This is a genomic window from Pseudomonas sp. Tav-5-1A (assembly GCF_055755055.1).
The window spans coordinates 155,064-179,657 of the sequence record NZ_CM146901.1 but is presented as its reverse complement, the minus strand read 5'-3'; the positions used below and the strand labels follow the sequence as shown (position 1 = coordinate 179,657).

The following is a 24,594-nucleotide window of genomic DNA, read 5'->3' as shown; positions in this document are numbered from 1 at the left end:
CATGTTCATCGAAATCGGCTACACCGCCGTGCTGGTGGTGCTCTTCCTACTGGCGCTGTCCACCTTTCGGATATTGCGTGAATACGAGCGCGGCGTGGTGTTCCAGCTGGGGCGCTTCTGGCAGGTGAAAGGCCCGGGGCTGATCATCCTGATCCCGGTGGTGCAACAGATGGTGCGCGTCGACCTGCGCACCGTGGTGCTGGACGTGCCGCCCCAGGATGTCATCACCCGCGACAACGTGTCGGTGAAGGTCAATGCCGTGCTGTACTTCCGCGTGCTGGACCCGCAGAAGGCGATTATCCAGGTCGAGGACTTCCTGATGGCCACCAGCCAACTGGCGCAGACCACCTTGCGTGCGGTGCTGGGCAAGCATGAGCTGGACGAGTTGTTGGCCGAACGTGAGCGGCTGAACATGGACATCCAGCAGGTGCTGGACGCGCAGACCGACGTGTGGGGCATCAAGGTGGCCAACGTCGAGATCAAGCACGTGGACCTCAACGAATCGATGGTGCGCGCCATCGCCAAACAAGCCGAAGCCGAGCGCGAGCGCCGCGCCAAGGTGATCCACGCCGAGGGCGAGCTGCAGGCCTCGGAAAAACTCGCCCAGGCGGCCGAAATGCTCGGCCGCCAGCCGGGCGCCATGCAACTGCGCTACATGCAGACCCTGAGCGCCATCGCCGGCGACAAGACCTCGACCATCGTCTTCCCGCTGCCCATCGAACTGCTCAAGGGCATGGCCGACCTGTCCGCCAAACCCTGACACCCCACCATCCCGTAGCAGCTGCCGAAGGCTGCGTCCGGCAGCACCACGGTGCAAGCCCAGGGACGCCGCCTGGCGGCGTATGCTACGGGGTGGTTGGATGTTGTGGGGTTTCCCAACCGCCACCCAACGCCAGGAACACGTTGATCTGCTGCATCGCCACCTGGGTGTTGGCGGCGGACAGCTGGGCGGTCACGTCGGTGTAGGTCTTGGTGGCCTGCAGGTCGGCCAGGAAGGATTCGCGGCCGGCCAGGAAGAAGCGGTGGGTCTGGTCGGCAGCCTGGCGGGCCGATTGCTCGGCGTCGGCCAGGGCGTCGCGGCGCTCCAGCAGGGCGGTGTATTGGGCAAGGCCGGTCTGGGCTTCGCGCACGGCATTCAGTACCACGCCATCGAAGTGCGCCAGGGCCGCCTGGGTGGCCACCTCGGACTCACGCACGCGGGCGCGGGCCTGGTTGCCCGGGATGGTCCAGGTGATCAGCGGGCCAAAGCCCCAGCGGTTGGTGGTGTCTTCGCCCAGGTCCTTGAGGAAGCCCACCGAACCCACGGTGGCACCGAAGCTGATGTTGGGGTACAGCTGGCCGGTAGCCACGCCGATCTCGGCGGTGGCAGCGGCCAGTTTGCGCTCGGCCTGGCGCACGTCAGGGCGGCGTTTGAGCAGCGCGGCGCCGTCACCCACGGGCATCACCTGGGCGATCTTCGGCAGCTCGGCGCAATCAGCGGTGCCCGCCGGCAACTGGTTGACCGGCTTGGCCAGCAGCATGGCCAGGGTGTACAACCCGGCCTGGCGCTGGGCTTCGAACTTGGGCAGGTCGGCACGCAACGACTTGAACTGCGTCTGGGTGCGCGTCACCTGGGTTTCGTCACCACGGCCAGCGTCACGCAGCCGTTGGGTCAACTGCACGCCCTGCATCTGCAGGTCCAAAGACTTCTGGGCAATGTGCCGTTCTTCGTTGGCAGCGCAGATTTGCGTGTAGGAGCGCACCACTTCCGCCACCAGGGTAATGCGCGCGGTGTCGGCGGCGGCCTGGGCCGCGTCGGCGTTGGCCTGGGAGGCCTCGACGCCGCGCTTCAAGGTGCCCCACAGGTCAAACTGATAGGAGGTGGTCAACGCCAGGCTGCCGACGTTGGCCACCGGGATCTTCACGCTCTGCAGGTAAGACTGGGCAGACTCCTGCAAGCGCTGCGCCCCCGCCTCGGCGGTGGTGGTGAAGCCACCGGCGTTCTGCGCTTCCTCGATCTGCACGCGGGCGCGGCTGAGATTGGCGGCTGCGATGCGCAGGTCGGTGCTGGACACCAACGCGTCACCCACCAACTGGTCCAGGCGCGGGTCGTTGTACAGCTTCCACCAGTCCTGCGGCACCGGGGCCGACACCACGTTGCTGTCGCCCGTGGCCAGGCTGCCTTGCAGGTCGGGGCGGTTGATCGCGCCGTCCTTGGGCCGGTGGTAGTCCGGCCCCACCATCTGGCAGGCCGACAGCAGCAGCCCCAGGGCCACCGCCGAAAGACGCACGCAGTGGTTCATCGAGCGGCCTCCGCGGAGTGGCCGGTCTCGTCGACGATGGACACCGTGGCGGTACGCCCGGCGATCATGCGGAAGTGCTCCGGCACGTCGTCGAAGGCAATGCGCACGGGAATCCGCTGGGCCAGGCGCACCCAGCTGAACGCCGGGTTGATGTTGGGCAGCAGGTTGGAACCGCTGCTGCGGTCGCGGTCTTCGATGCCGGCGACGATGCTCTGCACGTGGCCGGTCAGGCGGGCGTTGTCACCCATCACGCGGATGTCGACCTTCTGCCCCACTTCGATCAGCGGCAGCTTGGTTTCCTCGAAGTAACCGTCGACGTGGAACGAGCTGCTATCCACCACCGACAGCACCGGGTGGCCGGCCGCCACGAACTCGTGGGCACGCGGCGCACGGTCGTTGAGGTAGCCGTCCACCGGGCTCTTGATCACCGAGCGGTCCAGGTTCAGCTGGGCAGTGTCCACGGCCACCTGGGCCTCGGCCAGGGCGGCCTGGGCGCGGGCCAGCTTGGAGTCGCTCTCCTCCAGTTGTTCCTTGGCCACCAGGTTGCCCAGGCCCTTGTTACGGCGCGCCTCGCGTTGCGCCTGGGCCATGGTTTCCTGGCGGTCGGCCAGGGCGGCTTTCGCCTGGCGCAGGGCCAGGCTGAAGCGGTCCTGGTCGATGGTGAATAGCACCTGGCCACGCTTGACCACTTCGTTGTCGTGCACCGCCACGTCCTGGATCAGCCCGGAGACGTCAGGCGATACCTGGATCACGTCGGCACGGATGTGGCCGTCGCGGGTCCAGGGCGCGAACATGTAGTACATCACCATGCGGTAGACCACCACGGTGGCAAGGACCACCACCAGCAGGGTCAGGAGAAGGCGGCCAACGGTCAACAAGGGTTTTTTCATGTCATCAGGTTTCGGCAGAGTGCGTCCACCGCGCCTAGCATCAGCGCGTACAGACCGACGTTGAACAAGGCCCGGTGCCAGACCAGGCGATAAAAGTGCAGGCGATTGAGCACGCCGTGGACTATCAGGAACAGCACATAGGTGATAGCCATCATCACCAGCAGCGTGGGCAGGAAGATCCCGCTTACATCAATTTCACCGATCATAACGGAGCTCCATCCAGGCCTTGAGTCGGCGGCTCTGGGGCTGCGCTCGGCTCGATCACCACTTCCACACCCGGCAGCAGCGCCAGGCGCAGGCCGCTCAGCGAGTGCAGCATCTGCACCCGTGCCTCGGCCTCGTCACCCACATGCTGCTGGGCCAGCGCCCGGCGCGCCCGGTCCATGGTCATGAGGATAGACATGGGCGCAGGCAACCGTTCGCGGGCCTTCAGGCAGTTGCGGAAATAACCGCCCACCTCGTCCACCACCTGGCGCACCTGGGCGCGCGGGCCCACCGGAATGCGCGGCATGTAGGCCAGCAGGTCGAGCATGTTCAGCGCCACGCGCAGGTCGCGCAGCGCGCCGCCGGTGTCCTGGCCGGTCTGGGCCAGCCGCGGCAGGTGCTGCATCAGCCGGTCGAGCATCTGCACGCCCATGGCGCGGTGCTCGGCCAGGGTGGCCTGTTCGCTGAGGCTGACAATGTCGCGCCAGCTGAAGCGGGTCATGCGCTTGGCCGCCAGCTCAGTGCCGAACGGCCGCACCATCAGGGTCCACAGGAACGCGAACAGCAGGCCCGCAGGCCCCGCGATGTTGGAGTTCAGGAAGGACAGGAAGTTGGCGTCGTAGGCGGTGTCCAGGCTGATGAAGGTGGCGCCGTTGACCAGCGTCAGCATCATGCCCAGGTTGAAGCGCGGCTGCAGGGTCAGGGTGGCCGCGGTAATGAACGGCACCGCGAACGCCAGCGCCAGCATGGGGAAGTCATGCAGGTTGGGCAGAATCAGGAACAGGTAGAGGCTGGACATCACCACCGCGATCAGGGTCCAGAAGAAGAACCGGTAGATCTGCGGCGCCGGGTCGTCCATGGCAGCGAAGAAGCTGCAGGCCACGGCCGCGAGGATCACCCCGCCACCGCCATCGGCCCAGCCGGTGAAGATCCAGATCATCGACGCGACGACGATGGCCATGATGGTGGTGAACGCCGAGTACATCATCATGCCGCGGTCGAAGAACGGCGACAGCCGGCCCAAACGCCAGTGACGATACACGGCGCGCCATTGCGACTGGTCCTCGGTCTCGATGGCCAGCTGCAGGGTGCGCATGTCCTGCCACAGGTCCACCCACTCGCCCAGGCGGTACAGGGCGTTGGACAGCAGCAGGTTGCGACGGTCGTCGAGGGCCTCGGGCTCGGGCTGCAGCTCGGCCAGGCGCGCGTGCAGTTGGGTCCACAACGCCGGCGAGGCGTTCTCCCTGGTTTCCTTGAGCCACTGGCGCACGTCTTCGAGCACCGGCGCCAGGATGGCGATCAACTCGGTGCGGCGCTCCACGGCAATCAGCGCGTCGTCCAGGGCGTCGATGGTGGGCAGCAGGTGAATCATGCGCCCGCGCAGTTCCTTGATGTTGCGCACGGTCTGCGGCAGTGCGCCTTCGTGGGGGATCTGGCCAATCATCAACTCTAGGGAGTTGAAGGTGGCGACCATGGACGCGCGCAGGGTGCCTACTTCGGTGGCGGTGATTTCCCGCGACAGGAAGCGATCGCTGTAGGTGGTGGCTTCCACGAACCACTTGCGCGTGGCGTCGCCGAGCACCGGCGCCAGGCGCCGCGGCCAGAAGATCGAGCCGATGACGGCGGCGCTGATCAGCCCCAGGCAAATTTCCTGGAAGCGCGCCGAGGCGATGTCGAATACCAGCGTCGGGTTGTCCACCACCGGCAGCGCGATCAGCGGCATGGTGTAGCCGGCCAGCATCAGCGCGTAGCTGTTGGCCGTGCGCAGGTGCAGGGACAGGAACAGCAGGGTGCCGGTCCAGGCCGCGACGATCAGCGCCAGCAGGAACGGCGTCTGCACGAACATGGGCACGAACAGCACCGCCGCGGCGGCGCCGACGAAGGTACCGATGCCCCGGTACAGCGCCTTGGACGTGGTAGGGCCGACGAACGGGCTGGAAACGATGTAGACGGTGGCCATGGCCCAGTAGGGGCGTGGCATTTCCAGCTTCATGGCCACGTACAGCGCCACCATCGAGGCGATGAAGGTACGCACACCGTAGAACCAGTCCCGCAGCGGCGGGACATCACTGAAAAAGGCTTTCAAGACGGCGACACCGCCGTGCCCTGCCCGGCTTCCTCGAACGCCCGCACCACGCGCAAGGCGGCTTCCAGGTCAGCGGGAGCGATGTCGTGCAGCACCTCGCGGCGCAGGCGCACCAGCTCGCCTTCGATGGCTTCGGCCAGCTCGCGGCCGGTGGCGGTCAGGCTCAGGGCCTTGGCGCGACGGTCGGTAGGGTCTTCAGTGCGAATGACGAAGCCTGACGAGCACAGCTGGTCGAGCAGGCGCACCAGGGACGGGCTCTCAAGCCCGGCGGCATGGGCCACGGTAACCTGGCGCACGCCGTCGCCCAGCCGCACGATCAGCAGCAGCGGCACCGCGCAGGCTTCGGAAATACCGTAGTTGGCCAGGGTGGTCTGGCAGATGCGGCGCCAGTGGCGGGCGGCCGTGACCATGCCACTACTGATATTGAGGTGGAGCTTGTCGAGATTCATTTGGACAGGAACACACCGATATTCATAGTTTGCTAACTATCTATATTCGGGCAAGGAATCCCCCTCCGTCAATAGTGGCGGCGAGACATTTCGCGGCGTGGCGCAAATGCCTGGCTGCCTTGTTGTTATAGACGCAACAGTGCCGTTGCGCGCGTTACAGCAGCGTTTCCGCAGGCGAAAAAATCCCCGTAACCGCGGTTACGGGGCTGCTGTCGTGGGAGCGGGTTCTACCCGCGAAGATAACGCCACGGTCTGACTGAGACTGCGCGGTGCGGCTTTCGCGGGCAGAGCCCGCTCCCACGGCCAGGGTTCAGTCGGCGTAGAAGGCGGGGCGTGGTGGCAGGTCGATGGGTTCGATGTTGCCGCTGGTCTGCGCCAGGATGCAGGCGTCGGCGGCCACGGCGGCGGCCAGGCCGTTCCAGGCCGAGGGGCCGCCCAGGTGGCCGCTGGTCACGCCCTTGATGAACGCTTGCAGCTCCACGTCGTAGGCATCGATGAAGCGGTCTTTCCAGTCCATCAGGATGCCGGTGGAAAGCTTGGCATCGCTGCGCATCTGCACGCTGGTGGGCTCGGGCAGCTTGGCGATGCCCTGCTCGCCCACCACTTCGCACTGGATGTCGTAGCCGTATTTGCAGTTGACGAAAATTTCGACGTCGATGCGCACGCCACGGGCGGTCTCCAGCAGCACGATCTGCGGGTCGCGCAGGGCGGCATGGGTGTTGCGGGTGCTGCGCGGGAACACCACTTGGGCCGAGACGTAGTCGTCGTCGACCAACCAGCGCAGCACGTCCAGCTCATGGATCAGCGTGTCGGTGATAGCCATGCTGGTGCCATAGGCCGTCGGCACCTCGGGGTTGCGGTGGGCGCAGTGCAGCATCAGCGGCTCGCCGATGGCGCCGCTGTCGATCACTTCCTTCAGCGCGCGGTAGCCCTGGTCGAATGGGCGCATGAAGCCGACCTGCACCAGGCGGGTGCCGTGGGCCATTTCCGCCTCGACGATGCGCCGGCAGCCTTCGGCCGTGACCGCCAGGGGTTTCTCGCAGAACACCGGCTTGCCGGCGGCGATGGCGGCCAGCACGAACTCTTCGTGGCTGGGGCCCCAGGACGTCACCAGCACCGCCTGCACGTTGGCCGCGTTGATGAGGTCCTGGCCGCTGGCATACACCTCGGCCTCGATGCCCAACTGGGTGACGACGCCGCGCGCCTGCTCGGCATTGATGTCGTTGACCGCCACCACGCGCGCGCCGGCGAGGGCGAAGCTCAGGCGACGGATGTGTTCGCGGCCGATTGCGCCGGTCCCGATGACACCGATGTTCAAAGTCATGATGGCTCCTGATTTGTTGTTGTGGGCCGCTTGATCAGGCTTTCGGGAGGAAAGCCGTTCGAGTGATCTCAGGCTAGAACGGCGCCTTGGCGAAATCAATTATTTTTCTATAAATAATTCATTTGGAATTTTTGTTTTATTGGCGGATTTTGCCGCACTCGCCGATGGCGGTTGTATCATCACCGCCACCCAGAACCTGCGATTAAGGACGATCAATGCGCACCCGCCTGCTAGCCCCACTTGCCCTGGCCATCAGCGCCGGCTTCGCCACCCAGGCCTTCGCCAGCGGCGACGATTCCTGCTACCCGGCCTGGGTGCTCAACGTGAACGGCTTCGCCGGTGGCTGCAACAGCCTGCCCTTCCTGTCGCCGGGCAACGACAGCCAGGTGAACCTGCGCCTGCTGCTGGCCGACAAGGGCGCACTGCCCCTGCCCGACATGGGCATCACTGACCAGGAGCGCCAGGAAGGCTACGGCCCGGTGCCCTTCGACATGGCGCGCCTGACGCCAGCCAGCCCGCCAGCACCAGCGCCGGACGCCACGGCGGCGCCAGCCCCGCGTGCCCTGGACCAGTTGACCAGCCAGCTGGGCCTGCCCGCCGCCCCGCAAACCCTGGCCGGCGACAACTTCCTGGGCGGCGAAGGCAGCCGGTGCCGCAGCAACGCCGAAGCCAGCGCCAGCGAGTTCTTGAAACAACTGCAGGACCTGCCGGCAGACGAACGCCAGGCCCTGGGCAAGGCGCGGCTGGCCATGCTGGGCGCCTGTGACTGGAGTGACAGCGACCTGGCCGCCCTGCTGCCCACCGTGCAGTCGCCCCAAGGGCAAACCTTCGCCAGCTACCTGCAAGCCGCCGCCAACTTCTACCGTGGCCATTTCGACCAGGCCCAGGCGCAGTTCGCCGCACTGGCCAGCAGCCCGGCGCAATGGGTGAAGGAAACGGCGCTGTACATGAGCGCCCGCACCGCGCTGAACGCCGCCCAGGCCAACGCCTTCGACGAATACGGCATGGTGGCCCTGGCGAAAGTCGACACTGCCGCCCTGCAGCAGGCCGGCGCTGGCTTCAATCATTACCTGGAAACTTATCCACAGGGCGAGTACGCCACCTCGGCCCGCGGCCTGCTGCGCCGGGTGCACTGGCTGGCGGGCGACCAGCAGGCGCTGGCCGCCGATTTCGCCTGGCAGCTGACCCAGGCCACGCCGCAGCAACGCAACACCGACCTGAACCAGCTGATCACCGAAGCCGACGCCAAGCTGTTGGTCGGCGCCAAGCCTGGGCAGGTGCGAGACCCGCTGGTACTGGCGGTGGTGGACCTGATGCAGCTGCGCGGCAAGCCCCTGCCCACCCTGACGCTGGCCGAACTGCAGGCGCAGAAGCCGCTGTTTGCCGAGCAACCGGGCCTGCATGACTATCTGCTGGGCGTGTACCAGCTGTACATCGCCAACGACCCGGACGCGACCCTGGCCGCCGTGCCCATCGACGTGCCGGCCAAGCTCGACTACCTGGCGTTCAGCCAGCAGACCCTGCGCGGCCTGGCCCTGGAGCAGAAGAAGGACTACCCCGGCGCGGCGCAGCTGTGGCTGAAGCTGCTACCCGCCGCCCAGCAACCGCTGCAACGCGACCAGCTGGAGATGGCCCTGGCCCTCAATTACCAGGCCAGCGGCCAGCTGGACAAGGTGTTTGCCGACGACTCGCCGATCAAGGCCGCGCAGCTGCGCAACATCATGCTGTACAGCAGCGCCAGCGCCGACCTGCTGCGCCGCCAGGTCAGCAAGGGGCTGGACCAGACCGAGCGCGACACCGCGCTGTTCGTGCTGCTGTACAAGGACCTGACCCGTGGCCTGTACGCCGACTTCGGCAAGGACATGAGCCTGCTGCCAGCGCAAACGTCCCCTGAGCAAAAATTGACCAACAGCCTGGGCTTCGTCTACGGCGATGGTCGCAGCCTGGCCATGTTCCGCTGGCAGGGCGACCAGGCCGCTTCGGGCTACAGCTGCCCGGCCATCGCCGACACCGCCGCAGCGCTGCAAAAGGCCGCCAATGACCCCAAGGCGCTCAACTGCCTGGGTGAATTCATGCTGCGCAACAGCCTGGACTCGCTGCCCATGGACCAGCGCGCCGCCAAGGCCAAGGGCAAGCCAGGCAGCTTCAACGGCCCGGTCTACTCGCGCCTCGACGGCTACCAGCAGGTGATCGCCAACAAGCAGGCCGGCCATACCGACCGCGCCTACGCCCTGTACCGCGCCATCAACTGCTATGCGCCCAGCGGCTACAACAGCTGCGGCAGCCAGGACATTGCCCCGGCCCTGCGCAAGAAATGGTTCCGCGAGCTGAAGGCCGGCTACGCCGACACCACCTGGGGCAAGACCCTGCAGTACTACTGGTGAGGCACTGGGGCCTGGCCCTGTGGCTGCTGGCGGCAACCGCCAGCGCCCAGGCCGCCGTTGACGCCGCCGACCACGACGCCTTCTGGGTGTGGGGCGGGGTGGCCAGCCAGCCGGCGCTGGCCCACGCCCGCACGCTGTACATTCTGCAGGGCCAGGTGGCCACGCCCCGGCGCAACCGCCAAGCGCCCGTGCAACTGATCGCCCAGGGCATGGCCATGCCCCGGCTGGGCGCCGGCCAGGTGTGGCTGGCGTACCGGGTCGACACCCTACACTGGCCAGACCAGGTGTACCGGCAGCTGTTCGGCCAGGTGCAACGCTGGGTGACGGCGGGCAACCCGGTGGTGGGCATCCAGATCGATTTCGACGCCCGCACCCGCTACCTCGACGAATACGTGGCCTTCCTGCGCGACCTGCGCCAGCGCCTTCCCGCCCACTACCGCCTGAGCATCACCGGCCTGATGGACTGGAGCAGCAACGCCGATGCCCAGGTCATCGGCCAACTGCGCGGCGTGGTGGATGAAGTGGTGGTGCAGACCTATCAGGGCCGGCACAGCATTCCCGACTACGCCGCCTATCTGCCCAGGCTCAGCCGCCTGGGCCTGCCGTTCAAGGTCGGGCTGATCCAGGGCGGCGACTGGCAGGCGCCCGGTTTCCTGGGCAGTAGCCCCTGGTTCCAGGGGTACGTGGTGTTTTTGCAGAACCCGGCGGCCGCGCAAAAATAGTTGCCGCCCCCGGCGCTGGCCCATGGCAATGCAGACCGGCTTTGGGCAAGCTAGCCTAAGCTGCTTGTTGAACGTTACCGGTTACCTCAAGGAGGGCCCCCATGTACTACGTGCAACGCAATGCACTCGGTCACATCATCCGCGCCGAGAAGACTGCCTACCCTCAGGCGGAAGATTTCCTCGTCGAAGACCACCCCGATGTGCTGGCCTGGCAGGCCCGCGGCACCATCGAGGGGCGTTTGCAGCAGCTGCGCCAGAGCGACATGGACATGATCCGCGTGCTCGACGACCTGATCCAGGTGCTGACCAGCAAGGGCGTGATCCGCATCACCGACCTGCCCGAAGCAGCGCTGGCCAAGCTCAAGACCCGCGACGCGGTGCGCGGCGAGCTGGGCGGGCTGGATCACCTGCTGGACGATGGCGACAAGTTGCTGTAACGCCCTGTAGCCGCTGCCGACAGGCTGCGCTGGCCCTCGAGTACCCTGAAGATCTCCAGCGTGGGCAAGGGCCAGCGCAGCCTTCGGCAGCGGCTACGGCGTTCAACGCGCCACGGGGTTCGGTAGCAACGACAAAGGGCCCCTCAGGGCCCTTTTTTTACGCGCTCCCGTTTACGGGTTGACGCTGTCCTTGAGGAACTTGCCAGGCTTGAACGCCACGGTGTTGCTGGCCTTGATCTTGACCGGCTCACCGGTCTGCGGGTTCTTGCCAGTGCGGGCGCCGCGATGGCGCTGCAGGAAGGTGCCAAAACCGACCAGCGTGACGCTGTCTTTCTTGTGCAGTGCGTTGGTGATTTCTTCCAGCACCGCGTTGAGCACGCGGTTGGCTTGTTCCTTGGTGAGATCTGCTTTTTCGGCGATAGCGGCGGCGAGTTCTGGTTTGCGCATAGTGAAGCCCCTTTGACGGTTTTTTGTTGTTATTGCCCGGGCTGTTCTTCCGGAACAGCGCCGAAGGCGCCGCAGGCTCTACGCTGCGGCAGACCGAGTGAGAATGGCACGGCGCAAGAGGCTGCGCCAGTCTCCTCCAGGGGTTTGTAGCGACAAAAATCGGGTTAATCCGACAGAAAGACCGTTATTTACGCCAGCAACGACGGGAGCTGCCGGTTCAGCGCCAGTTTCTCCCCGACCGCCGCCCCGGTAAGGGCGTAGCCCAGCAGGTTGCCGGCCACATCACGGCACAACGCCTTGATGTCGGCGCCCTGCCCTTCGACCTGCCATTGGCCTTCCAGGCCCCGTGGCACAGGCGACACCACCAGCGGGCAGACCGGGGTCTTGACGGTGATGGGCATGGGGCCATAACTGACGGCCGTGGGGTTGCCGGCCAGGGTCTGCGCCAGGGCCCGGGCACAGCTCATCAGCGGCATCACGTACAGCAGGTTGAGGCCATCCACCTCGGCGCAGTCGCCCAGCGCATGGATGTTGGCGTGGGAGGTCTTCAGCGCGCGGTCGACGACGATGCCGCGGTTCACCTCCAGGCCGGCCGCGGCAGCCAGGTCCACCCGCGGGCGCAGGCCGATGGCCGACACCACCAGGTCGCAGCCCAGCACGGTGCCGTCGGACAGGTGCGCTTGCAGGCCGTCGGCCACGCGCTCCAGGCGGTTGAGCACCGGGCCCAGGTAGAACCGCGCGCCCAGGCCTTCCAGCCCGGCCTGCACGGCGGCAGCCGCCGCGGGGTGCAGCAGGGTCGGCATCACCTGTTCGCAGGGCGCCACCAGTTGCACCTCAAAGCCACCGGCAATCAGGTCGTTGGCGAATTCGCAGCCAATCAGGCCAGCGCCCAATATAAGCACGCGCTTCTTGCCCTGGGCGGCGGCGCGGAAGCGCGCGTAGTCCTCCAGGTCATTGATGGGGTACACGGCGTCGGCGCCATCGCCCTGGACCGGCACGCTGACCGTCTGCGCGCCCCAGGCCAGCACCAGGTCGCGATACGGCACGGCTTCCTCGCCGATCCACAATTGCTTGTGCCCCGGGTCAATGCCGGTGACCCGCGTGTGCGTGCGGATCTCGGCCTTGAGCTGGTCAGCCATGGCGCCGGGCTCGGCCATGCTCAGGCCGTCGGCGTCCTTGTTCTTGCCGAAGCCGGTGGAGAGCATCGGCTTGGAGTACGAACGACCGTCATCGGCGGTGATCAACAGCAGCGGCGTCTCGCCGTCCAGCTTGCGAAATTCCCGCGCCAGGTTGTAGCCGGCCAGGCCGGTGCCCACGATCACCACAGGTGCTGTCATTTAGGTACTCCTTGCAGGGAAGAATCGATCAAGCGATCTCGATCATCTCGAAATCCATTTTGCCCACGCCACAATCGGGGCACAGCCAGTCTTCCGGCACGTCCTGCCACAGGGTGCCAGGGGCGATGCCGTCATCGGGCCAGCCGTCCGCTTCGTTGTAGATCAGGCCGCATACCACGCACTGCCACTTTTTCATTTGCCGGTTTCCTCATTGCTCAGGCTCAAGGCTCGGTCGATCGATGTTTGTTGCGTTGCCGACCGGCTCAGCCGGTTTTGTACTGGGGGTTGTGCACAGATGCAAGCGTGAATGCATGCTAAGCTCGGCGGCTTCTTCGCTTGCAGACAGCTGCTTACCGTGACAGATGCATTCACCTTTGCGCCGGCATGGCTGGCGCAGGCGCCATCGGGCGCCGATGCCACCACCCGCGACTGGTTGTTCGACCAGGGCTCGCTGACCCGCCGCCTGACCCGCCTGTCCCGCGACCACTTCAGTGTCACACCCCTGCACGAGCAATGGCAGGTACTGCGCGCCGATGAATGTCAGGCCCTTGGCCTGGCCGATGGCAGCAGCGGCTGGGTGCGCGAGGTGTACCTGCGCGGCCATGGCACGCCGTGGGTGTTCGCCCGCAGCGTGGCCGGGCGCCAGGCCCTGGAAGCCGACGGCCTGGCGCTGGACGCCCTGGGCAGCCGCTCGCTGGGCGAACTGCTGTTCACCACGCCGGCGTTCCAGCGCCAGCCCATCGAGGTATGCCACTACCCCGCCCCCTGGCTGCCCGCCGAGCAGGCCTGCGAAGGGCTGTGGGCGCGCCGCTCGCGCTTTGACCGCGGCGCGCTGAAGGTGCTGGTGGCCGAAGTCTTCCTGCCGGCACTGTGGCCGGCCGCTCAACTCGACGCGGAGAACCCTTGATGTTCCAGAGCCTGCTCAAATCCCTGAACCGGGTGCACCCGCGCGCCTGGGACTTCGTCCAGCTGACGCGCATGGACAAGCCCATCGGCATTTACCTGCTGCTGTGGCCGACGCTGTGGGCGCTGTGGATCGCCGGCGAAGGCAAGCCGTCCCTCGCTAACCTGGTGATCTTCGTGCTGGGCGTGGTGCTGATGCGCGGCGCCGGCTGCGTGATCAACGACTTCGCCGACCGCAAGGTCGACGGCCACGTGAAACGCACCGAGCAGCGGCCGCTAGTCAGTGGGCGCATCAGCTCGCGCGAGGCGCTGGTGTTCTTCGCCGTGCTGGTGGGCATCAGCTTCGCCCTAGTGCTGTGCACCAACGCCACCACCATCGGCCTGTCGTTCGGCGGCCTGCTGCTGGCGGCCACCTACCCGTTCATGAAGCGCTACACCTATTACCCGCAGGTGGTGCTGGGCGCAGCGTTCTCCTGGGGCATGCCCATGGCGTTCACCGCCGAGACCGGGCACCTGCCCGCTGCGGCCTGGCTGCTGTACATCGCCAACCTGCTGTGGACGGTGGGGTATGACACCTATTACGCCATGACCGACCGCGACGACGACCTGCGCATTGGGGTCAAGTCCACGGCCATTCTGTTCGGCGACGCCGACCGGCTGATCATCGTGGTGCTGCAGGGCCTGGCGCTGCTGTGCCTGCTGCTGGCCGGCGGCCAGTTCGGCCTGGGCGGCTGGTTCCACCTGGGGCTGCTGGCGGCGGCGGCGTGCTTTGCCTGGGAATGGCACAGCACCCGCGACCGCGAACGGATGAAATGCTTCAAGGCGTTCCTGCACAACCACTGGGCAGGCCTGGCGATTTTCGTCGGCATCGTCGCCGACTACGCCTTGCGCTAACGGCTCAATTATCGTGGGAGCGGGCTATGCCCGCGAAGATGGCACCGCAAGTCGCCTGGCACAACGCGGTGTTCTTTTCGCGGGCAGAGCCCGCTCCCACAGATCGCAGGTCGCGGGTACTCGCTATCAATCGGCGTCGGCGTCAGTGGGCACTACGTGCCAGACGTCCATCTTGCCGTCACCCATCTTGTCGCCGGCCTTCTTGTCCATCTTGAAGGTGTACACCGGCTTGCCGCCGAACGCCCATTGCATCTTGCCGTCATCACGCTTGACCACGGTCCAGTCGCCGTCGTCCTTGGCCCCGCTTTCGGCCATCAGCGGCGGCCAGTTCTCGGCGCACTTGTCGTTGCAGTTGGATTTGCCGTCACCGTCCTTGTCGTAGGTGTAGAGGGTCATGCCGTGGTGGTCCACCAGCATGCCGTCCTTGGCCATCGCAGGCTCTGCCGCTTGGGACAGGGCAGGGGCGGCCAGGGCGAAGGCGCCGACCAAGGCCATCCAGTTCAGCGTATGTCGTGTCATTGGATCTACCTCATTGTTATTCGTGGTAACGGAATTTCAGCTTAGCTCAGCGTCCGGAACTTGGTACGCTGGCGGCAACCTGTCACACGACTGCAATAATTCCGTTATCTAATGCGCCCCAAGACACTTCAATGACAAGAGGTTTGAGCATGGTTGGCAGGAACATTCTGATCGTTGACGACGAAGCGCCCATTCGCGAAATGATCGCCGTCGCGTTGGAAATGGCTGGCTATGACTGCCTCGAAGCAGAAAACTCCCAGCAGGCCCACGCCATCATCGTCGACCGCAAGCCTGACCTGATCCTGCTCGACTGGATGCTGCCCGGCACCTCGGGTATCGAGCTGGCCCGCCGCCTCAAGCGTGACGAGCTGACCGGCGACATCCCGATCATCATGCTCACCGCCAAGGGTGAGGAAGACAACAAGATCCAGGGCCTGGAAGTGGGCGCCGACGACTACATCACCAAGCCGTTCTCGCCCCGCGAGCTGGTGGCGCGCCTCAAGGCCGTGCTGCGTCGCGCCGGCCCCAGCGACGGCGAGGCGCCGATCGAAGTGGGCGGCCTGCTGCTGGACCCCATCAGCCACCGCGTGACCATCGATGGCCGCCCGGCCGAGATGGGCCCCACCGAATACCGCCTGCTGCAGTTCTTCATGACCCACCAGGAACGCGCCTACACCCGTGGCCAGCTGCTGGACCAGGTGTGGGGCGGCAACGTCTATGTCGAGGAGCGTACCGTCGATGTGCATATCCGCCGCCTGCGCAAGGCACTCGGCATCGCCTACGAGAATCTGGTACAAACCGTGCGCGGCACCGGCTATCGCTTTTCCACCAAGAGCTGAAGCCCCCTCGCCAGGCCATAACTCGAAAGGACGCGACGTTAATTGAACCAGAACTGGCACAGCATCCTGATCAGGCACATGCTGATATTGGTCACGCTTTGCCTGTTGGCAGGGCTGGTCAGCGGTTATTACGGCTGGTGCCTGGCCACGGGCCTGGCCCTGTACCTGGGCTGGACCCTCAAGCAACTGCTGCGCCTGCACCACTGGCTCAACCAGCACCAACCCGACGAAGCACCGCCCGATGGCTACGGCCTGTGGGGCGACGTGTTCGACAGCATCTACCACCTGCAACGCCGCGACCAGCGCGTGCGCGGGCGCCTGCAAGCGGTGATCGACCGCGTGCAGGAATCCACCGCGGCCCTGCGCGATGCGGTGATCATGCTCGACAGCGAAGGCAACCTTGAGTGGTGGAACCGCGCCGCCGAAACCCTGCTGGGCCTCAAGACGCCCCAGGACGGTGGCCAGCCAGTGACCAACTTGGTGCGCCACCCGCGCTTCAAGGAATATTTCGAGGCCGAGAACTACGCCGAGCCGCTGGAAATCCCCTCGCCCATCAATGACCGCATGCGCGTGCAGATGCTGATCACCCGCTACGGCAACAACGAGCACCTGATGCTGGTGCGCGACGTGACCCGTATCCACCAGTTGGAGCAGATGCGCAAGGATTTCATCGCCAACGTCTCCCACGAACTGCGCACGCCGCTGACGGTGATCGCCGGCTACCTGGAAACCCTGCTGGACAACGTCGAGGACGTGAACCCGCGCTGGGCCAGGGCCCTGCAACAGATGCAGCAGCAGGGCGGGCGCATGCAAACGCTGCTCAACGACCTGCTGTTGCTGGCCAAGCTGGAGGCCACCGACTACCCCTCCGACACCCAGCCGGTGGCGGTCTACGCCCTGCTGCAGTCGATCAAGAGCGACGCCCAGGCCCTGTCCGGGCAGCGCAACCAGCGCATTACCCTGGAAGCAGACGACAACATCCGCCTCAAGGGCAGCGAGTCGGAGCTGCGCAGCGCGTTTTCCAACCTGATCTTCAACGCGGTGAAGTACACCCCCGCCGAGGGCAACATCCATATCCGCTGGTGGGGCGACGGCAAGATGGCCTACATGAGCGTGCAGGATTCGGGCATCGGCATCGACGCCAAGCACCTGCCGCGGCTGACCGAGCGCTTCTACCGCGTGGACTCCAGCCGCGCGTCGGCCACCGGCGGCACCGGCCTGGGCCTGGCCATCGTCAAGCATGTGCTGCTGCGCCACCGCGGGCACCTGGAGATCAGCAGCACGCCGGGCCAGGGCAGCACCTTCACCTGCATTTTCGCCCCGCAGCAGCTGGTGATGCAGGCACAAGGCCTGAAGGTCCTCTAGGCAAGCGCCCCTTCAGCCGCTACATTGATAGTCTTGTGCCTGCATTTCAGGCACCGCTGCCACCCCCTTTTTCTGAAGACGGAACCCGTAAAACTCCATCATGGACCCTTCCCCTGGCTTTACCCTCGCTTCACTCTTCGCCGACTTCGGCATGATTCTTTTCGCTGTGCTGCTGGTGTTGCTCAACGGCTTTTTCGTAGCCGCCGAGTTCGCCATGGTCAAGCTGCGCTCCACCCGCGTGGAATCCATCGCCGAGAAAAACGGCTGGCGCGGGCAGATCCTGCGCACCGTGCACAGCCAGCTCGACGCCTACCTCTCCGCCTGCCAGCTGGGTATCACCCTGGCCTCCCTGGGCCTTGGCTGGGTGGGTGAACCGGCCTTCGCGCACCTGCTGGAGCCGCTGCTGGAAGCGGTGGGCGTGCAGTCGCCGGAAGTGGCCAAGGGTATCTCGTTCTTCAGCGCCTTCTTCGTCATCTCTTACCTGCACATCGTGGTGGGCGAGCTGGCACCCAAGTCCTGGGCCATCCGCAAGCCCGAGTTGCTGTCCATGTGGACGGCGGTGCCGCTGTACCTGTTCTACTGGACCATGTACCCGGCCATCTACCTGCTCAACGCCAGCGCCAACGCCATCCTGCGCATCGCCGGCCAGGGCGAGCCTGGCCCGCACCACGAGCACCACTACAGCCGCGACGAGCTGAAACTGATCCTGCACTCCAGCCGTGGCCAGGACCCCAGCGACCAGGGCATGCGCGTGCTGGCCTCGGCCGTGGAAATGGGCGAGCTGGAAGTGGTGGACTGGGCCAACTCCCGCGAGGACATGGTCAGCCTGGACTTCAACGCCCCGCTGAAGGAAATCCTCGCGCTGTTCCGCCGCCACAAGTTCAGCCGCTACCCGGTGTATGACGCCCAGCGCAACGAATTCGTCGGCCTGCTGCACATCAAGGACCTGCTGCTGGAACTGGCGGACCTGGACCATATTCCCGAGTCGTTCAACCTGGCCGAGCTGATTCGCCCGCTGGAGCGCGTGTCCCGGCACATGCCGCTGTCGCGCCTGCTGGAGCAGTTCCGCAAGGGCGGCGCGCACTTCGCCCTGGTGGAAGAAGCCGACGGCAAGGTGATCGGCTACCTGACCATGGAAGACGTGCTGGAAGTGCTGGTTGGCGACATCCAGGACGAACACCGCAAGGCCGAGCGCGGCATCCTGGCCTACCAGCCGGGCAAGCTGCTGGTGCGTGGCGACACGCCGCTGTTCAAGGTGGAACGCCTGCTGGGCGTCGACCTGGACCACATCGAGGCGGAAACCCTGGCCGGCCTGATCTACGACAGCCTCAAGCGCGTGCCTGAAGAGGAAGAAGTGCTGGAGGTCGAAGGCCTGCGCATCATCATCAAGAAGATGAAAGGCCCCAAGATCGTCCTGGCGAAAGTGCTGCGCCTGGAGTAATCAGCCCCTTCTGGTTATTTATTGCCCAACGCAAAGTTGGGCAACGTACCCACCGGTTGGTTGAACTGGAAGGGTATGGACTCCAGCCCCAGGCCCACGTTGCGCTGCACCACGAAGTGCAGGTGCGGCCCGGTGCTGTTGCCGGTATTGCCCGAACGCGCCAGCGGCGTGCCCACCGCCACGTGCTGGCCTTCGCGCACACTCACCGAACCTTGCATCAGGTGCAGATAAACGCCCATCGTGCCGTCATCGTGCAGTATCCGCACAAAATTTCCGGACGGGTTGTTGCCACCGCTGCCCTGGTCGTTTTCCACTTTCACCACCGTGCCGCCCCGGGCAGCGATGATCGGCGTGCCCACGGGCATGGCGATGTCCATGGCGTAGCGGCTCTTGGGCCCGAAATGGCTGAAGGTGCCGTTGGGGCCCTGGGTCAGGCGAAAGGGGCCACCCACCCACGGCAGGGGGTAGCGGTAGCCCATGGGGGCGGTCGAAGGGTTGCCCAGTGAGTAGCGAAACGTCTGCGAAAACCGTAGCGCCTGCCCCGGCTTCTGCGCCACCAGGGTGGCCAGGTCGATGGTCGAGCGTGCCGGCAGCACCCGCCGTACCAAGGACGGCGCGCCAGCGCGCACGTTGCCCAGGTTGGCCAGGCGCAGCTCCACTTCCACGGGTGCGTACAGTTCGTTGCGGGCGGTGAAGGTGGTCACGCCCAGCTGCTTGCGCACGTCCAGGTGCACCTGCTGGTCCAGCCGCTCGGTCATGCGGTCGGCGAACACCAGCACCTTGGCGTTGCGGGTGGGCCGGTCCGTGTAGGACGTCACGCCATAGGCGTCGGTGTACTTGTAGATGGTGGTGGCTGCCGCGTGGCCGCTGCTTAGCGCCAGCGCGCAGAGGAGAAAGGTACGAAGCTGCATGATGGCATTCTGCAATATGGGCCTCGGCCAAGATTAGCAGGTGTGCCCGCGCCTTGCGCAAGCCGCATGGCGGATGACAGGGTAAGCGGGGTCGCAGGCGACCGGACGGTAGGTGCCTGGTTCCAGGCGCACCAGTTCATAGCGCACGCTGCCATTGCCATCCACCCGTTGCAAGGCTACCCAGGGCTGGCCCCAGGCGTCGAAATGGTCGATGGGCCAGGCCAGGCGGGCGTCCTTGAGCAGGCGGTAGCCCTTGAGGTCCATGTTTGCCAGGCCGGCGGGCACGTCGGTGACCCACACGTTGTAGTCAAGCCAGACCAGTTCGTCACCGGGGTTGAGGGGGTCGTGCAAGGGCTGGCAAAGGTCGCAGGGCATGGTCGGGGGGCACTCCGTGGGGGAGCTGCAAGCATGCGCGCGAAGCCCAGGGAGGGGCAGCGTAACGATTCCCAAAGTTGTGTAGGAAGTTGCTCCTATGGCTGCGACTCGCAGCCCTGTAGCCGCTGCCGAAGGCTGCGCTGGCCCTCTGTGCCCCTGTAGATCTCCAGTGCACGTGAAGGCCAGCGCAGCCTGGCGGCAGCGGCTACGATGGCATGGCGTCAGGCGCCAGGGACGAAGTGTTTCTGGGCGGTGCCGCGGGCGATCAAGCGCGAGATGTAGTCGAGCTTCTGCGCGTCCTGGTCGACGAAACGGAAGGTCAGCTGCAGCCACTCGCTGTCCGGCTTGGGCTCGTGGGCGACCACGGCGTGCAGGTAACCGTTGAGGCGTGCCACTTCGGCGTTGTCGCCCTGCTCCAGGTCGAGCACGGCGTTCTCCAGCACCTGGGGCAGCACCTCCCCACGGCGCACCACCAGCAGCGCCTCCTTGAGGCTCAGGCCCTTGATCACGCATTGCTGTGTGCCGCTGGACAGGCGCAGCTGGCCCTGGCCACGGTTGCCGCTCGGCGCCGCCGGGGTTGCGCCAGGGCGCGGGGCGTTGTTGAGCAGGCCGCCACGCGGGGCCGCTGAAGGTGCAGCGGCCGCGACCGGGCGCGCCACCTCGGCCTTGCCGCCGGTCAGGGCGCTGAGCGAGTCATTGGCGAAGGCAGAACCGGCGCGGGACGGGCCCGTGGCCATTACCGCCTCCAGCTTGCCGATCTTGGTCAGGGCTTTCTTCACCTTGGTCAGCAGCTGTTCGTTGGTGAAGGGCTTGCCGATGAAGTCGGAAACGCCGGCCTGGATGGCCTGCACCACGTTTTCCTTGTCGCCGCGGCTGGTCACCATGATGAACGGCATGGCCTTGAGGTTATCCTGCTCGCGGCACCAGGTCAGCAGCTCCAGGCCCGACATTTCCGGCATCTCCCAGTCGCACAGCACCAGGTCGAAATTGTCCTTGATCAGCATCGCCTGGGCCTTGCGGCCGTTCACGGCGTCTTCGATGACCATGCCCGGGAAGTAGTTGCGCAAGCACTTTTTCACCAGGTCACGGATGAAGGGCGCATCATCCACAACCAGCACACTGACCTTACTCATTGACCACTCCTAAGATTACCCGGCAAGCATAGCGCTGACTGATGGCCATTTGCCAAAACTAATGAGTCACGCCGGGACTCTCTGTTCACGGGTGCCATTTCTTTTCACGGCCCGCAAACGAAAATGCCCGGCGCTAGGCCGGGCATTTGTAGTCGGGCAGTCTTACTTATCGTCCGAAACACCCGGAACATTAGCGCGATCGGCACGGCCCTGGACTTCCTCGCGCATGCGCGCCAGGCCCAGGTGACGCACGTCGGTGCCGCGCACCAGGTAGATCACCAGCTCCGAGATGTTGCGCGCGTGGTCGCCGATGCGCTCCAGCGAACGCAGGGCCCAGATCACGTTCAGCACCTGGGAGATGGAGCGCGGGTCTTCCATCATGTAGGTGACCAGCGCGCGCAGCGCGGTCTTGTACTCGCGGTCGATGGTCTTGTCGTACTGGGCCACCGACAGGGCCAGGTCGGCGTCGAAGCGGGCGAAGGCGTCCAGCGCCTCGCGGACCATGCGGCGCACCTGGTCGCCGATGTGGCGCACTTCCTCGTAGCCCAGCGGCGACTGGCCTTCCTCACACAGCTGGATGGCGCGACGGGCGATCTTGGTCGATTCGTCGCCGATGCGCTCCAGGTCGATCACCGACTTGGAGATGCTGATGATCAGGCGCAGGTCGGAAGCGGCCGGCTGGCGACGGGCGAGGATGCGCAGGCACTCCTCGTCGATGTTGCGTTCCATCTGGTTGATCTGCTCGTCAACGTCACGCACTTGCTGGGCCAGGCCCGAGTCGGCGTCGATCAGCGCGGTGACCGCGTCGTTGACCTGCTTCTCTACCAGGCCGCCCATGGCCAGCAGGTGGCTGCGGACTTCTTCCAGCTCGGCGTTGAACTGCTGGGAGATGTGGTGGGTAAGGCTATCTTTATCAATCATGGGTCGCTCCGCGACAGCTTTGAGACTTAAAGCTGCAATCTACAAGTGGTTAAGTGGTAATCCAGAACACAAACGCAGTACCGCTTCTGCTTGCCGCGTGAAACTGCAAGCTTGCAGCTACCTCTAGCCATACCGACCGGTGATGTAGTCTTCGGTCTGTTTTTTCGCAGGGTTGGTGAACAGAGTGTCGGTGTCGCCGAACTCCACCAGCTTGCCCATGTACATGAACGCCGTGTAATCGGACACCCGGGCAGCCTGCTGCATGTTGTGTGTCACGATCACAATGGTGTATTTGGATTTCAGTTCGTAGATCAGTTCCTCAACTTTCAACGTTGAAATCGGATCAAGTGCCGAACAAGGCTCATCGAGCAACAATACCTGCGGCTCCACCGCAATGGTACGGGCGATCACCAGGCGCTGCTGCTGGCCGCCGGACAGGCCCAGGGCCGACTCGTGCAGGCGGTCCTTGACCTCGTCCCACAGCGCCGAGGCCTTCAGCGCCCACTCCACCGCCTCGTCGAGCACGCGCTTCTTGTTCACGCCCTGGATGCGCAGGCCGTAGACCACGTTCTCGTAGATGGTCTTGGGGAATGGGTTGGGCTTCTGGAACACCATGCCCACGCGGCGGCGCAACTCGGCCACGTCCTCGCCCTTGCGGTAGATGTTGTGGCCGTCGAGGTTGATCTCACCTTCCACGCGGCAGCCGTCCACCAGGTCATTCATGCGGTTGAAGGTGCGCAGCAAGGTTGACTTGCCGCAGCCCGACGGGCCGATGAAGGCGGTGACGCGCTGCTTGGGGATGTCCAGGGAGACGTCGAACAGCGCCTGCTTGTTGCCGTAGAACAGGTTCAGGCCGGGCACCTGGATGGCCACGGTCTCGTTGGCCATGCTCAGGCCCTGGCGCTTGCGGCCGATGGCGGAAAGGCTGATGCCACCGGGGGTGTTGGGGTCTTGCTGCATGGGTGGCTCCCTACGCGTTCAGTGCGTTGGTTGAGCCGCCCGCCTCGCATCGAGGGGGCGGCTGGCGAGTGCCAAGGGGGGACGGTCAGTTGTCCAGCGCCTTGTACTTCTCGCGCAAGTGGTTACGAAGGGCGACGGCCGACAGGTTCAGCGCGGCAATCACCAGCACCAGCAGCAGCGCCGTGGCATACACCAGCGGGCGTGCGGCCTCGACGTTGGGGCTCTGGAAGCCGACGTCGTAAATATGGAAGCCCAGGTGCATGATCTTCTGGTCCAGGTGCAGGTACGGGTACACCCCGTTCAACGGCAGCGACGGCGCCATCTTCACCACACCCACCAGCATCAGCGGGGCTACTTCGCCTGCGGCGCGGGCCACGGCCAGGATCATGCCGGTCATCATCGCCGGGCTGGCCATGGGCAGCACGATCTTCCACAGCGTCTCGGCCTTGGTGGCGCCCAGCGCCAGCGAACCTTCGCGCAGGCTCAACGGAATGCGCGCCAGGCCTTCCTCGGTGGCCACGATGACCACCGGCACGGCCAGCAGCGCCAGGGTCAGCGAGGCCCACAGCAGGCCGGGCGTACCGAAGGTCGGTGCCGGCAGTGCCTCGGGGAAGAACAGGCGGTCCAGGGAGCCACCCAGCACGTAGACGAAGAAGCCCAGGCCAAACACACCGTAAACGATAGCCGGTACGCCGGCCAGGTTGTTCACGGCAATGCGGATGAGCCGGGTCATGGGCCCCTGGCGCGCATATTCACGTAGGTACACCGCCGCCAGTACGCCGAACGGGGTAACGATCATGGCCATGATCAGGGTCATCATCACCGTGCCGAAAATGGCCGGGAACACGCCGCCTTCGGTGTTGGCCTCGCGCGGGTCCTGGGTCAGGAACTCCCAGACCTTCATGCCGTAGTAATACAGCTTCTTGAACAGGCCCATGTTGTTCGGCTGGTAGGCGTGCAGCACCTTGCCCATGCTGATTTCCAGGACCTTGCCGTTGACGTCGCGCACGGTGATGCTGTCGCGCTCGATGGCCTGGTGCAGGTCACCCAGGCGCGATTCGATGTCCTGGTACTGACCCTTGAGCGCGGCACGCTCGGCGTCCATGTCGGCCTGGGCGGTAGCGTCCAGGCGGTGCTCCAGTTCCAGCTTGCGGCCATGCAGGCGGATGCGCTCGAGCTGGGCGTTGATGGAGCCGATCTCGCCCTTCTCCAGGCGGTTGAGCTGGCGCGCCAGGTCTTTCACGCGGTCCAGGCGCGGGTAGAACTCGTTGAACACGGCGTCGCCCTCGGCGACCACCTTGCCGTTCTCCTTGACGTCCAGCAGGTAGCCGATGAAGTTGCCCCACTCGCGGCGCTCGACGCTCACCAGCTCCGGCGGCTTGCTCTGGTCCTGCAGCCAGTCGCCCACCACCCACATGAAGTCAGCGCCGTTGATGTCGCGGTTGCCGACCTTGATCAGCTCGCGGGTCATGAACTCCGGGCCTTCCTTGGGCACCGGCAGGCCGGCGCCGGCCAGTTGCGCGCGGGGCACTTCGTCGCGCTGCACCACTTCGCCAATCAGCAACTGGGGCGGCTGGCCGGGCACGTTGTAGCTGGCGCGCACCAGGTCGGCCGGCCAGAAGTGGCCCAGGCCGCGCACGGCCAGCACCGAGAGCAGGCCGACGGTCATGATCACGGCGATGGACACCGCGCCACCGCTGAGCCAGACGCCGGGCGAGCCACTCTTGAACCAGCCCTTGAGAGAATCCTTTTTCACGGATCGCTACCTTTT

At 65.5% G+C, this 24,594-nt stretch carries 25 protein-coding genes; 9 read left to right on the top strand and 16 right to left on the bottom strand.

Features of this window, described 5'->3' with window-relative positions; translation table 11 throughout:
- Window position 1 precedes the first annotated feature (1 nt).
- Window positions 2-760, top strand: coding sequence for a slipin family protein (locus AC0J42_RS00875; RefSeq protein WP_416421798.1), 759 nt, complete (start codon window positions 2-4; stop codon window positions 758-760).
- Window positions 761-845: 85 nt separating this feature from the next.
- Here the strand turns inward: AC0J42_RS00875 and AC0J42_RS00870 are convergent, their stop codons facing one another.
- The 6 genes from AC0J42_RS00870 to iolG form a co-directional block, all read right to left on the bottom strand.
- Complete coding sequence (locus tag AC0J42_RS00870) at window positions 846-2,282, bottom strand: efflux transporter outer membrane subunit (RefSeq protein ID WP_473005038.1); 1,437 nt, start codon at window positions 2,280-2,282, stop codon at window positions 846-848.
- The gene (locus AC0J42_RS00865) at window positions 2,279-3,172 is read right to left on the bottom strand and encodes an efflux RND transporter periplasmic adaptor subunit (RefSeq protein ID WP_416421796.1); all 894 of its coding nucleotides are present in this window, start codon (window positions 3,170-3,172) and stop codon (window positions 2,279-2,281) included. Before AC0J42_RS00865 ends, AC0J42_RS00870 begins: the two co-directional genes overlap by 4 nt.
- Window positions 3,169-3,378, bottom strand: coding sequence for a DUF1656 domain-containing protein (locus AC0J42_RS00860; RefSeq protein ID WP_416421795.1), 210 nt, complete (start codon window positions 3,376-3,378; stop codon window positions 3,169-3,171). The genes AC0J42_RS00865 and AC0J42_RS00860 overlap by 4 nt, the downstream gene beginning before the upstream one ends.
- Entirely contained in the window at window positions 3,375-5,462 is a 2,088-nt protein-coding gene (locus AC0J42_RS00855; RefSeq protein WP_473005037.1) for an FUSC family protein, read from the bottom strand. The genes AC0J42_RS00860 and AC0J42_RS00855 overlap by 4 nt, the downstream gene beginning before the upstream one ends.
- Window positions 5,459-5,911: a MarR family winged helix-turn-helix transcriptional regulator gene (locus AC0J42_RS00850; protein WP_416421793.1), complete on the bottom strand. Its 453-nt coding sequence runs from the start codon at window positions 5,909-5,911 to the stop codon at window positions 5,459-5,461. Before AC0J42_RS00850 ends, AC0J42_RS00855 begins: the two co-directional genes overlap by 4 nt.
- A gap of 310 nt (window positions 5,912-6,221) precedes the next feature.
- The gene (iolG, locus tag AC0J42_RS00845) at window positions 6,222-7,235 is read right to left on the bottom strand and encodes a bifunctional inositol 2-dehydrogenase/D-chiro-inositol 1-dehydrogenase (RefSeq protein WP_473005036.1); all 1,014 of its coding nucleotides are present in this window, start codon (window positions 7,233-7,235) and stop codon (window positions 6,222-6,224) included.
- 215 nt (window positions 7,236-7,450) lie between these two features.
- Between iolG and AC0J42_RS00840 the strand changes: the two genes are divergently transcribed.
- The 3 genes from AC0J42_RS00840 to AC0J42_RS00830 all read left to right on the top strand — a co-directional run bounded on the left by AC0J42_RS00840 (window position 7,451) and on the right by AC0J42_RS00830 (window position 10,778).
- Window positions 7,451-9,619, top strand: a complete 2,169-nt coding sequence (locus AC0J42_RS00840; RefSeq protein ID WP_473005035.1) for a PA5441 family protein — start codon at window positions 7,451-7,453, stop codon at window positions 9,617-9,619.
- Window positions 9,616-10,341 carry a DUF3142 domain-containing protein gene (locus AC0J42_RS00835; protein ID WP_473005034.1) on the top strand — a complete coding sequence of 242 codons (726 nt, stop codon included), beginning with the start codon at window positions 9,616-9,618 and terminating at the stop codon, window positions 10,339-10,341. The genes AC0J42_RS00840 and AC0J42_RS00835 overlap by 4 nt, the downstream gene beginning before the upstream one ends.
- A gap of 101 nt (window positions 10,342-10,442) precedes the next feature.
- A complete protein-coding gene (locus tag AC0J42_RS00830; RefSeq protein WP_416421789.1) occupies window positions 10,443-10,778 on the top strand; it encodes a tryptophan synthase subunit beta in 336 nt (111 codons plus the stop codon).
- 171 nt (window positions 10,779-10,949) lie between these two features.
- Here the strand turns inward: AC0J42_RS00830 and AC0J42_RS00825 are convergent, their stop codons facing one another.
- The 3 genes from AC0J42_RS00825 to AC0J42_RS00815 all read right to left on the bottom strand — a co-directional run bounded on the left by AC0J42_RS00825 (window position 10,950) and on the right by AC0J42_RS00815 (window position 12,758).
- The gene (locus AC0J42_RS00825) at window positions 10,950-11,225 is read right to left on the bottom strand and encodes an HU family DNA-binding protein (RefSeq protein ID WP_008366879.1); all 276 of its coding nucleotides are present in this window, start codon (window positions 11,223-11,225) and stop codon (window positions 10,950-10,952) included.
- Between the two features lie 188 nt (window positions 11,226-11,413).
- Window positions 11,414-12,562 carry an NAD(P)/FAD-dependent oxidoreductase gene (locus AC0J42_RS00820; protein ID WP_473005033.1) on the bottom strand — a complete coding sequence of 383 codons (1,149 nt, stop codon included), beginning with the start codon at window positions 12,560-12,562 and terminating at the stop codon, window positions 11,414-11,416.
- Between the two features lie 28 nt (window positions 12,563-12,590).
- Entirely contained in the window at window positions 12,591-12,758 is a 168-nt protein-coding gene (locus tag AC0J42_RS00815; protein WP_027616797.1) for a rubredoxin, read from the bottom strand.
- A gap of 111 nt (window positions 12,759-12,869) precedes the next feature.
- Here AC0J42_RS00815 and AC0J42_RS00810 point away from each other — a divergent pair, with 111 nt between their 5' ends.
- Together AC0J42_RS00810 and ubiA are read left to right on the top strand one after the other, a co-directional pair.
- Window positions 12,870-13,469 carry a chorismate--pyruvate lyase family protein gene (locus AC0J42_RS00810; RefSeq protein ID WP_416421787.1) on the top strand — a complete coding sequence of 200 codons (600 nt, stop codon included), beginning with the start codon at window positions 12,870-12,872 and terminating at the stop codon, window positions 13,467-13,469.
- On the top strand, window positions 13,469-14,359 hold the full coding sequence (ubiA, locus tag AC0J42_RS00805; RefSeq protein WP_473005032.1) for a 4-hydroxybenzoate octaprenyltransferase: 891 nt from the start codon (window positions 13,469-13,471) through the stop codon (window positions 14,357-14,359). The genes AC0J42_RS00810 and ubiA overlap by 1 nt, the downstream gene beginning before the upstream one ends.
- 126 nt (window positions 14,360-14,485) lie before the next feature.
- Here ubiA and AC0J42_RS00800 read toward each other — a convergent pair whose 3' ends face one another.
- A complete protein-coding gene (locus AC0J42_RS00800) occupies window positions 14,486-14,878 on the bottom strand; it encodes a COG4315 family predicted lipoprotein (RefSeq protein ID WP_416421785.1) in 393 nt (130 codons plus the stop codon).
- Window positions 14,879-15,027: 149 nt separating this feature from the next.
- Here AC0J42_RS00800 and phoB point away from each other — a divergent pair, with 149 nt between their 5' ends.
- The 3 genes from phoB (at window position 15,028) to AC0J42_RS00785 (ending at window position 18,523) form a co-directional block, all read left to right on the top strand.
- The gene (phoB, locus tag AC0J42_RS00795) at window positions 15,028-15,717 is read left to right on the top strand and encodes a phosphate regulon transcriptional regulator PhoB (protein ID WP_008366891.1); all 690 of its coding nucleotides are present in this window, start codon (window positions 15,028-15,030) and stop codon (window positions 15,715-15,717) included.
- A gap of 78 nt (window positions 15,718-15,795) precedes the next feature.
- On the top strand, window positions 15,796-17,082 hold the full coding sequence (phoR, locus tag AC0J42_RS00790; RefSeq protein WP_473006795.1) for a phosphate regulon sensor histidine kinase PhoR: 1,287 nt from the start codon (window positions 15,796-15,798) through the stop codon (window positions 17,080-17,082).
- A 100-nt stretch (window positions 17,083-17,182) separates the two neighbouring features.
- Window positions 17,183-18,523: a hemolysin family protein gene (locus tag AC0J42_RS00785; protein WP_416421784.1), complete on the top strand. Its 1,341-nt coding sequence runs from the start codon at window positions 17,183-17,185 to the stop codon at window positions 18,521-18,523.
- Window positions 18,524-18,537: 14 nt separating this feature from the next.
- Here AC0J42_RS00785 and AC0J42_RS00780 read toward each other — a convergent pair whose 3' ends face one another.
- The 6 genes from AC0J42_RS00780 to pstA all read right to left on the bottom strand — a co-directional run bounded on the left by AC0J42_RS00780 (window position 18,538) and on the right by pstA (window position 24,579).
- Entirely contained in the window at window positions 18,538-19,434 is an 897-nt protein-coding gene (locus AC0J42_RS00780) for a peptidoglycan DD-metalloendopeptidase family protein (RefSeq protein ID WP_473005031.1), read from the bottom strand.
- 33 nt (window positions 19,435-19,467) lie between these two features.
- Window positions 19,468-19,809 carry a hypothetical protein gene (locus AC0J42_RS00775; RefSeq protein WP_473005030.1) on the bottom strand — a complete coding sequence of 114 codons (342 nt, stop codon included), beginning with the start codon at window positions 19,807-19,809 and terminating at the stop codon, window positions 19,468-19,470.
- Between the two features lie 221 nt (window positions 19,810-20,030).
- Window positions 20,031-20,942: a response regulator gene (locus tag AC0J42_RS00770; protein WP_473005029.1), complete on the bottom strand. Its 912-nt coding sequence runs from the start codon at window positions 20,940-20,942 to the stop codon at window positions 20,031-20,033.
- 162 nt (window positions 20,943-21,104) lie between these two features.
- Window positions 21,105-21,863, bottom strand: coding sequence for a phosphate signaling complex protein PhoU (phoU, locus tag AC0J42_RS00765; protein WP_416421780.1), 759 nt, complete (start codon window positions 21,861-21,863; stop codon window positions 21,105-21,107).
- Between the two features lie 123 nt (window positions 21,864-21,986).
- The gene (pstB, locus tag AC0J42_RS00760) at window positions 21,987-22,823 is read right to left on the bottom strand and encodes a phosphate ABC transporter ATP-binding protein PstB (protein ID WP_416421779.1); all 837 of its coding nucleotides are present in this window, start codon (window positions 22,821-22,823) and stop codon (window positions 21,987-21,989) included.
- An 85-nt stretch (window positions 22,824-22,908) separates the two neighbouring features.
- Complete coding sequence (pstA, locus tag AC0J42_RS00755; RefSeq protein WP_416421778.1) at window positions 22,909-24,579, bottom strand: phosphate ABC transporter permease PstA; 1,671 nt, start codon at window positions 24,577-24,579, stop codon at window positions 22,909-22,911.
- Window positions 24,580-24,594: the final 15 nt, after the last annotated feature.

Excerpts from the sequence above, each read along its gene's own strand:
- AC0J42_RS00875 (WP_416421798.1), top strand. The coding sequence starts at position 2 with ATGTTCATCGAAATCGGCTACACCGCCGTGCTGGTGGTGCTCTTCCTA.
- AC0J42_RS00870 (WP_473005038.1), bottom strand. The coding sequence starts at position 2,282 with ATGAACCACTGCGTGCGTCTTTCGGCGGTGGCCCTGGGGCTGCTGCTG.
- AC0J42_RS00865 (WP_416421796.1), bottom strand. The coding sequence starts at position 3,172 with ATGAAAAAACCCTTGTTGACCGTTGGCCGCCTTCTCCTGACCCTGCTG.
- AC0J42_RS00860 (WP_416421795.1), bottom strand. The coding sequence starts at position 3,378 with ATGATCGGTGAAATTGATGTAAGCGGGATCTTCCTGCCCACGCTGCTG.
- AC0J42_RS00850 (WP_416421793.1), bottom strand. The coding sequence starts at position 5,911 with ATGAATCTCGACAAGCTCCACCTCAATATCAGTAGTGGCATGGTCACG.
- iolG (WP_473005036.1), bottom strand. The coding sequence starts at position 7,235 with ATGACTTTGAACATCGGTGTCATCGGGACCGGCGCAATCGGCCGCGAA.
- AC0J42_RS00840 (WP_473005035.1), top strand. The coding sequence starts at position 7,451 with ATGCGCACCCGCCTGCTAGCCCCACTTGCCCTGGCCATCAGCGCCGGC.
- AC0J42_RS00830 (WP_416421789.1), top strand. The coding sequence starts at position 10,443 with ATGTACTACGTGCAACGCAATGCACTCGGTCACATCATCCGCGCCGAG.
- AC0J42_RS00825 (WP_008366879.1), bottom strand. The coding sequence starts at position 11,225 with ATGCGCAAACCAGAACTCGCCGCCGCTATCGCCGAAAAAGCAGATCTC.
- AC0J42_RS00820 (WP_473005033.1), bottom strand. The coding sequence starts at position 12,562 with ATGACAGCACCTGTGGTGATCGTGGGCACCGGCCTGGCCGGCTACAAC.
- AC0J42_RS00815 (WP_027616797.1), bottom strand. The coding sequence starts at position 12,758 with ATGAAAAAGTGGCAGTGCGTGGTATGCGGCCTGATCTACAACGAAGCG.
- AC0J42_RS00810 (WP_416421787.1), top strand. The coding sequence starts at position 12,870 with ATGCATGCTAAGCTCGGCGGCTTCTTCGCTTGCAGACAGCTGCTTACC.
- ubiA (WP_473005032.1), top strand. The coding sequence starts at position 13,469 with ATGTTCCAGAGCCTGCTCAAATCCCTGAACCGGGTGCACCCGCGCGCC.
- AC0J42_RS00800 (WP_416421785.1), bottom strand. The coding sequence starts at position 14,878 with ATGACACGACATACGCTGAACTGGATGGCCTTGGTCGGCGCCTTCGCC.
- phoB (WP_008366891.1), top strand. The coding sequence starts at position 15,028 with ATGGTTGGCAGGAACATTCTGATCGTTGACGACGAAGCGCCCATTCGC.
- phoR (WP_473006795.1), top strand. The coding sequence starts at position 15,796 with ATGCTGATATTGGTCACGCTTTGCCTGTTGGCAGGGCTGGTCAGCGGT.
- AC0J42_RS00785 (WP_416421784.1), top strand. The coding sequence starts at position 17,183 with ATGGACCCTTCCCCTGGCTTTACCCTCGCTTCACTCTTCGCCGACTTC.
- AC0J42_RS00780 (WP_473005031.1), bottom strand. The coding sequence starts at position 19,434 with ATGCAGCTTCGTACCTTTCTCCTCTGCGCGCTGGCGCTAAGCAGCGGC.
- AC0J42_RS00775 (WP_473005030.1), bottom strand. The coding sequence starts at position 19,809 with ATGCCCTGCGACCTTTGCCAGCCCTTGCACGACCCCCTCAACCCCGGT.
- AC0J42_RS00770 (WP_473005029.1), bottom strand. The coding sequence starts at position 20,942 with ATGAGTAAGGTCAGTGTGCTGGTTGTGGATGATGCGCCCTTCATCCGT.
- phoU (WP_416421780.1), bottom strand. The coding sequence starts at position 21,863 with ATGATTGATAAAGATAGCCTTACCCACCACATCTCCCAGCAGTTCAAC.
- pstB (WP_416421779.1), bottom strand. The coding sequence starts at position 22,823 with ATGCAGCAAGACCCCAACACCCCCGGTGGCATCAGCCTTTCCGCCATC.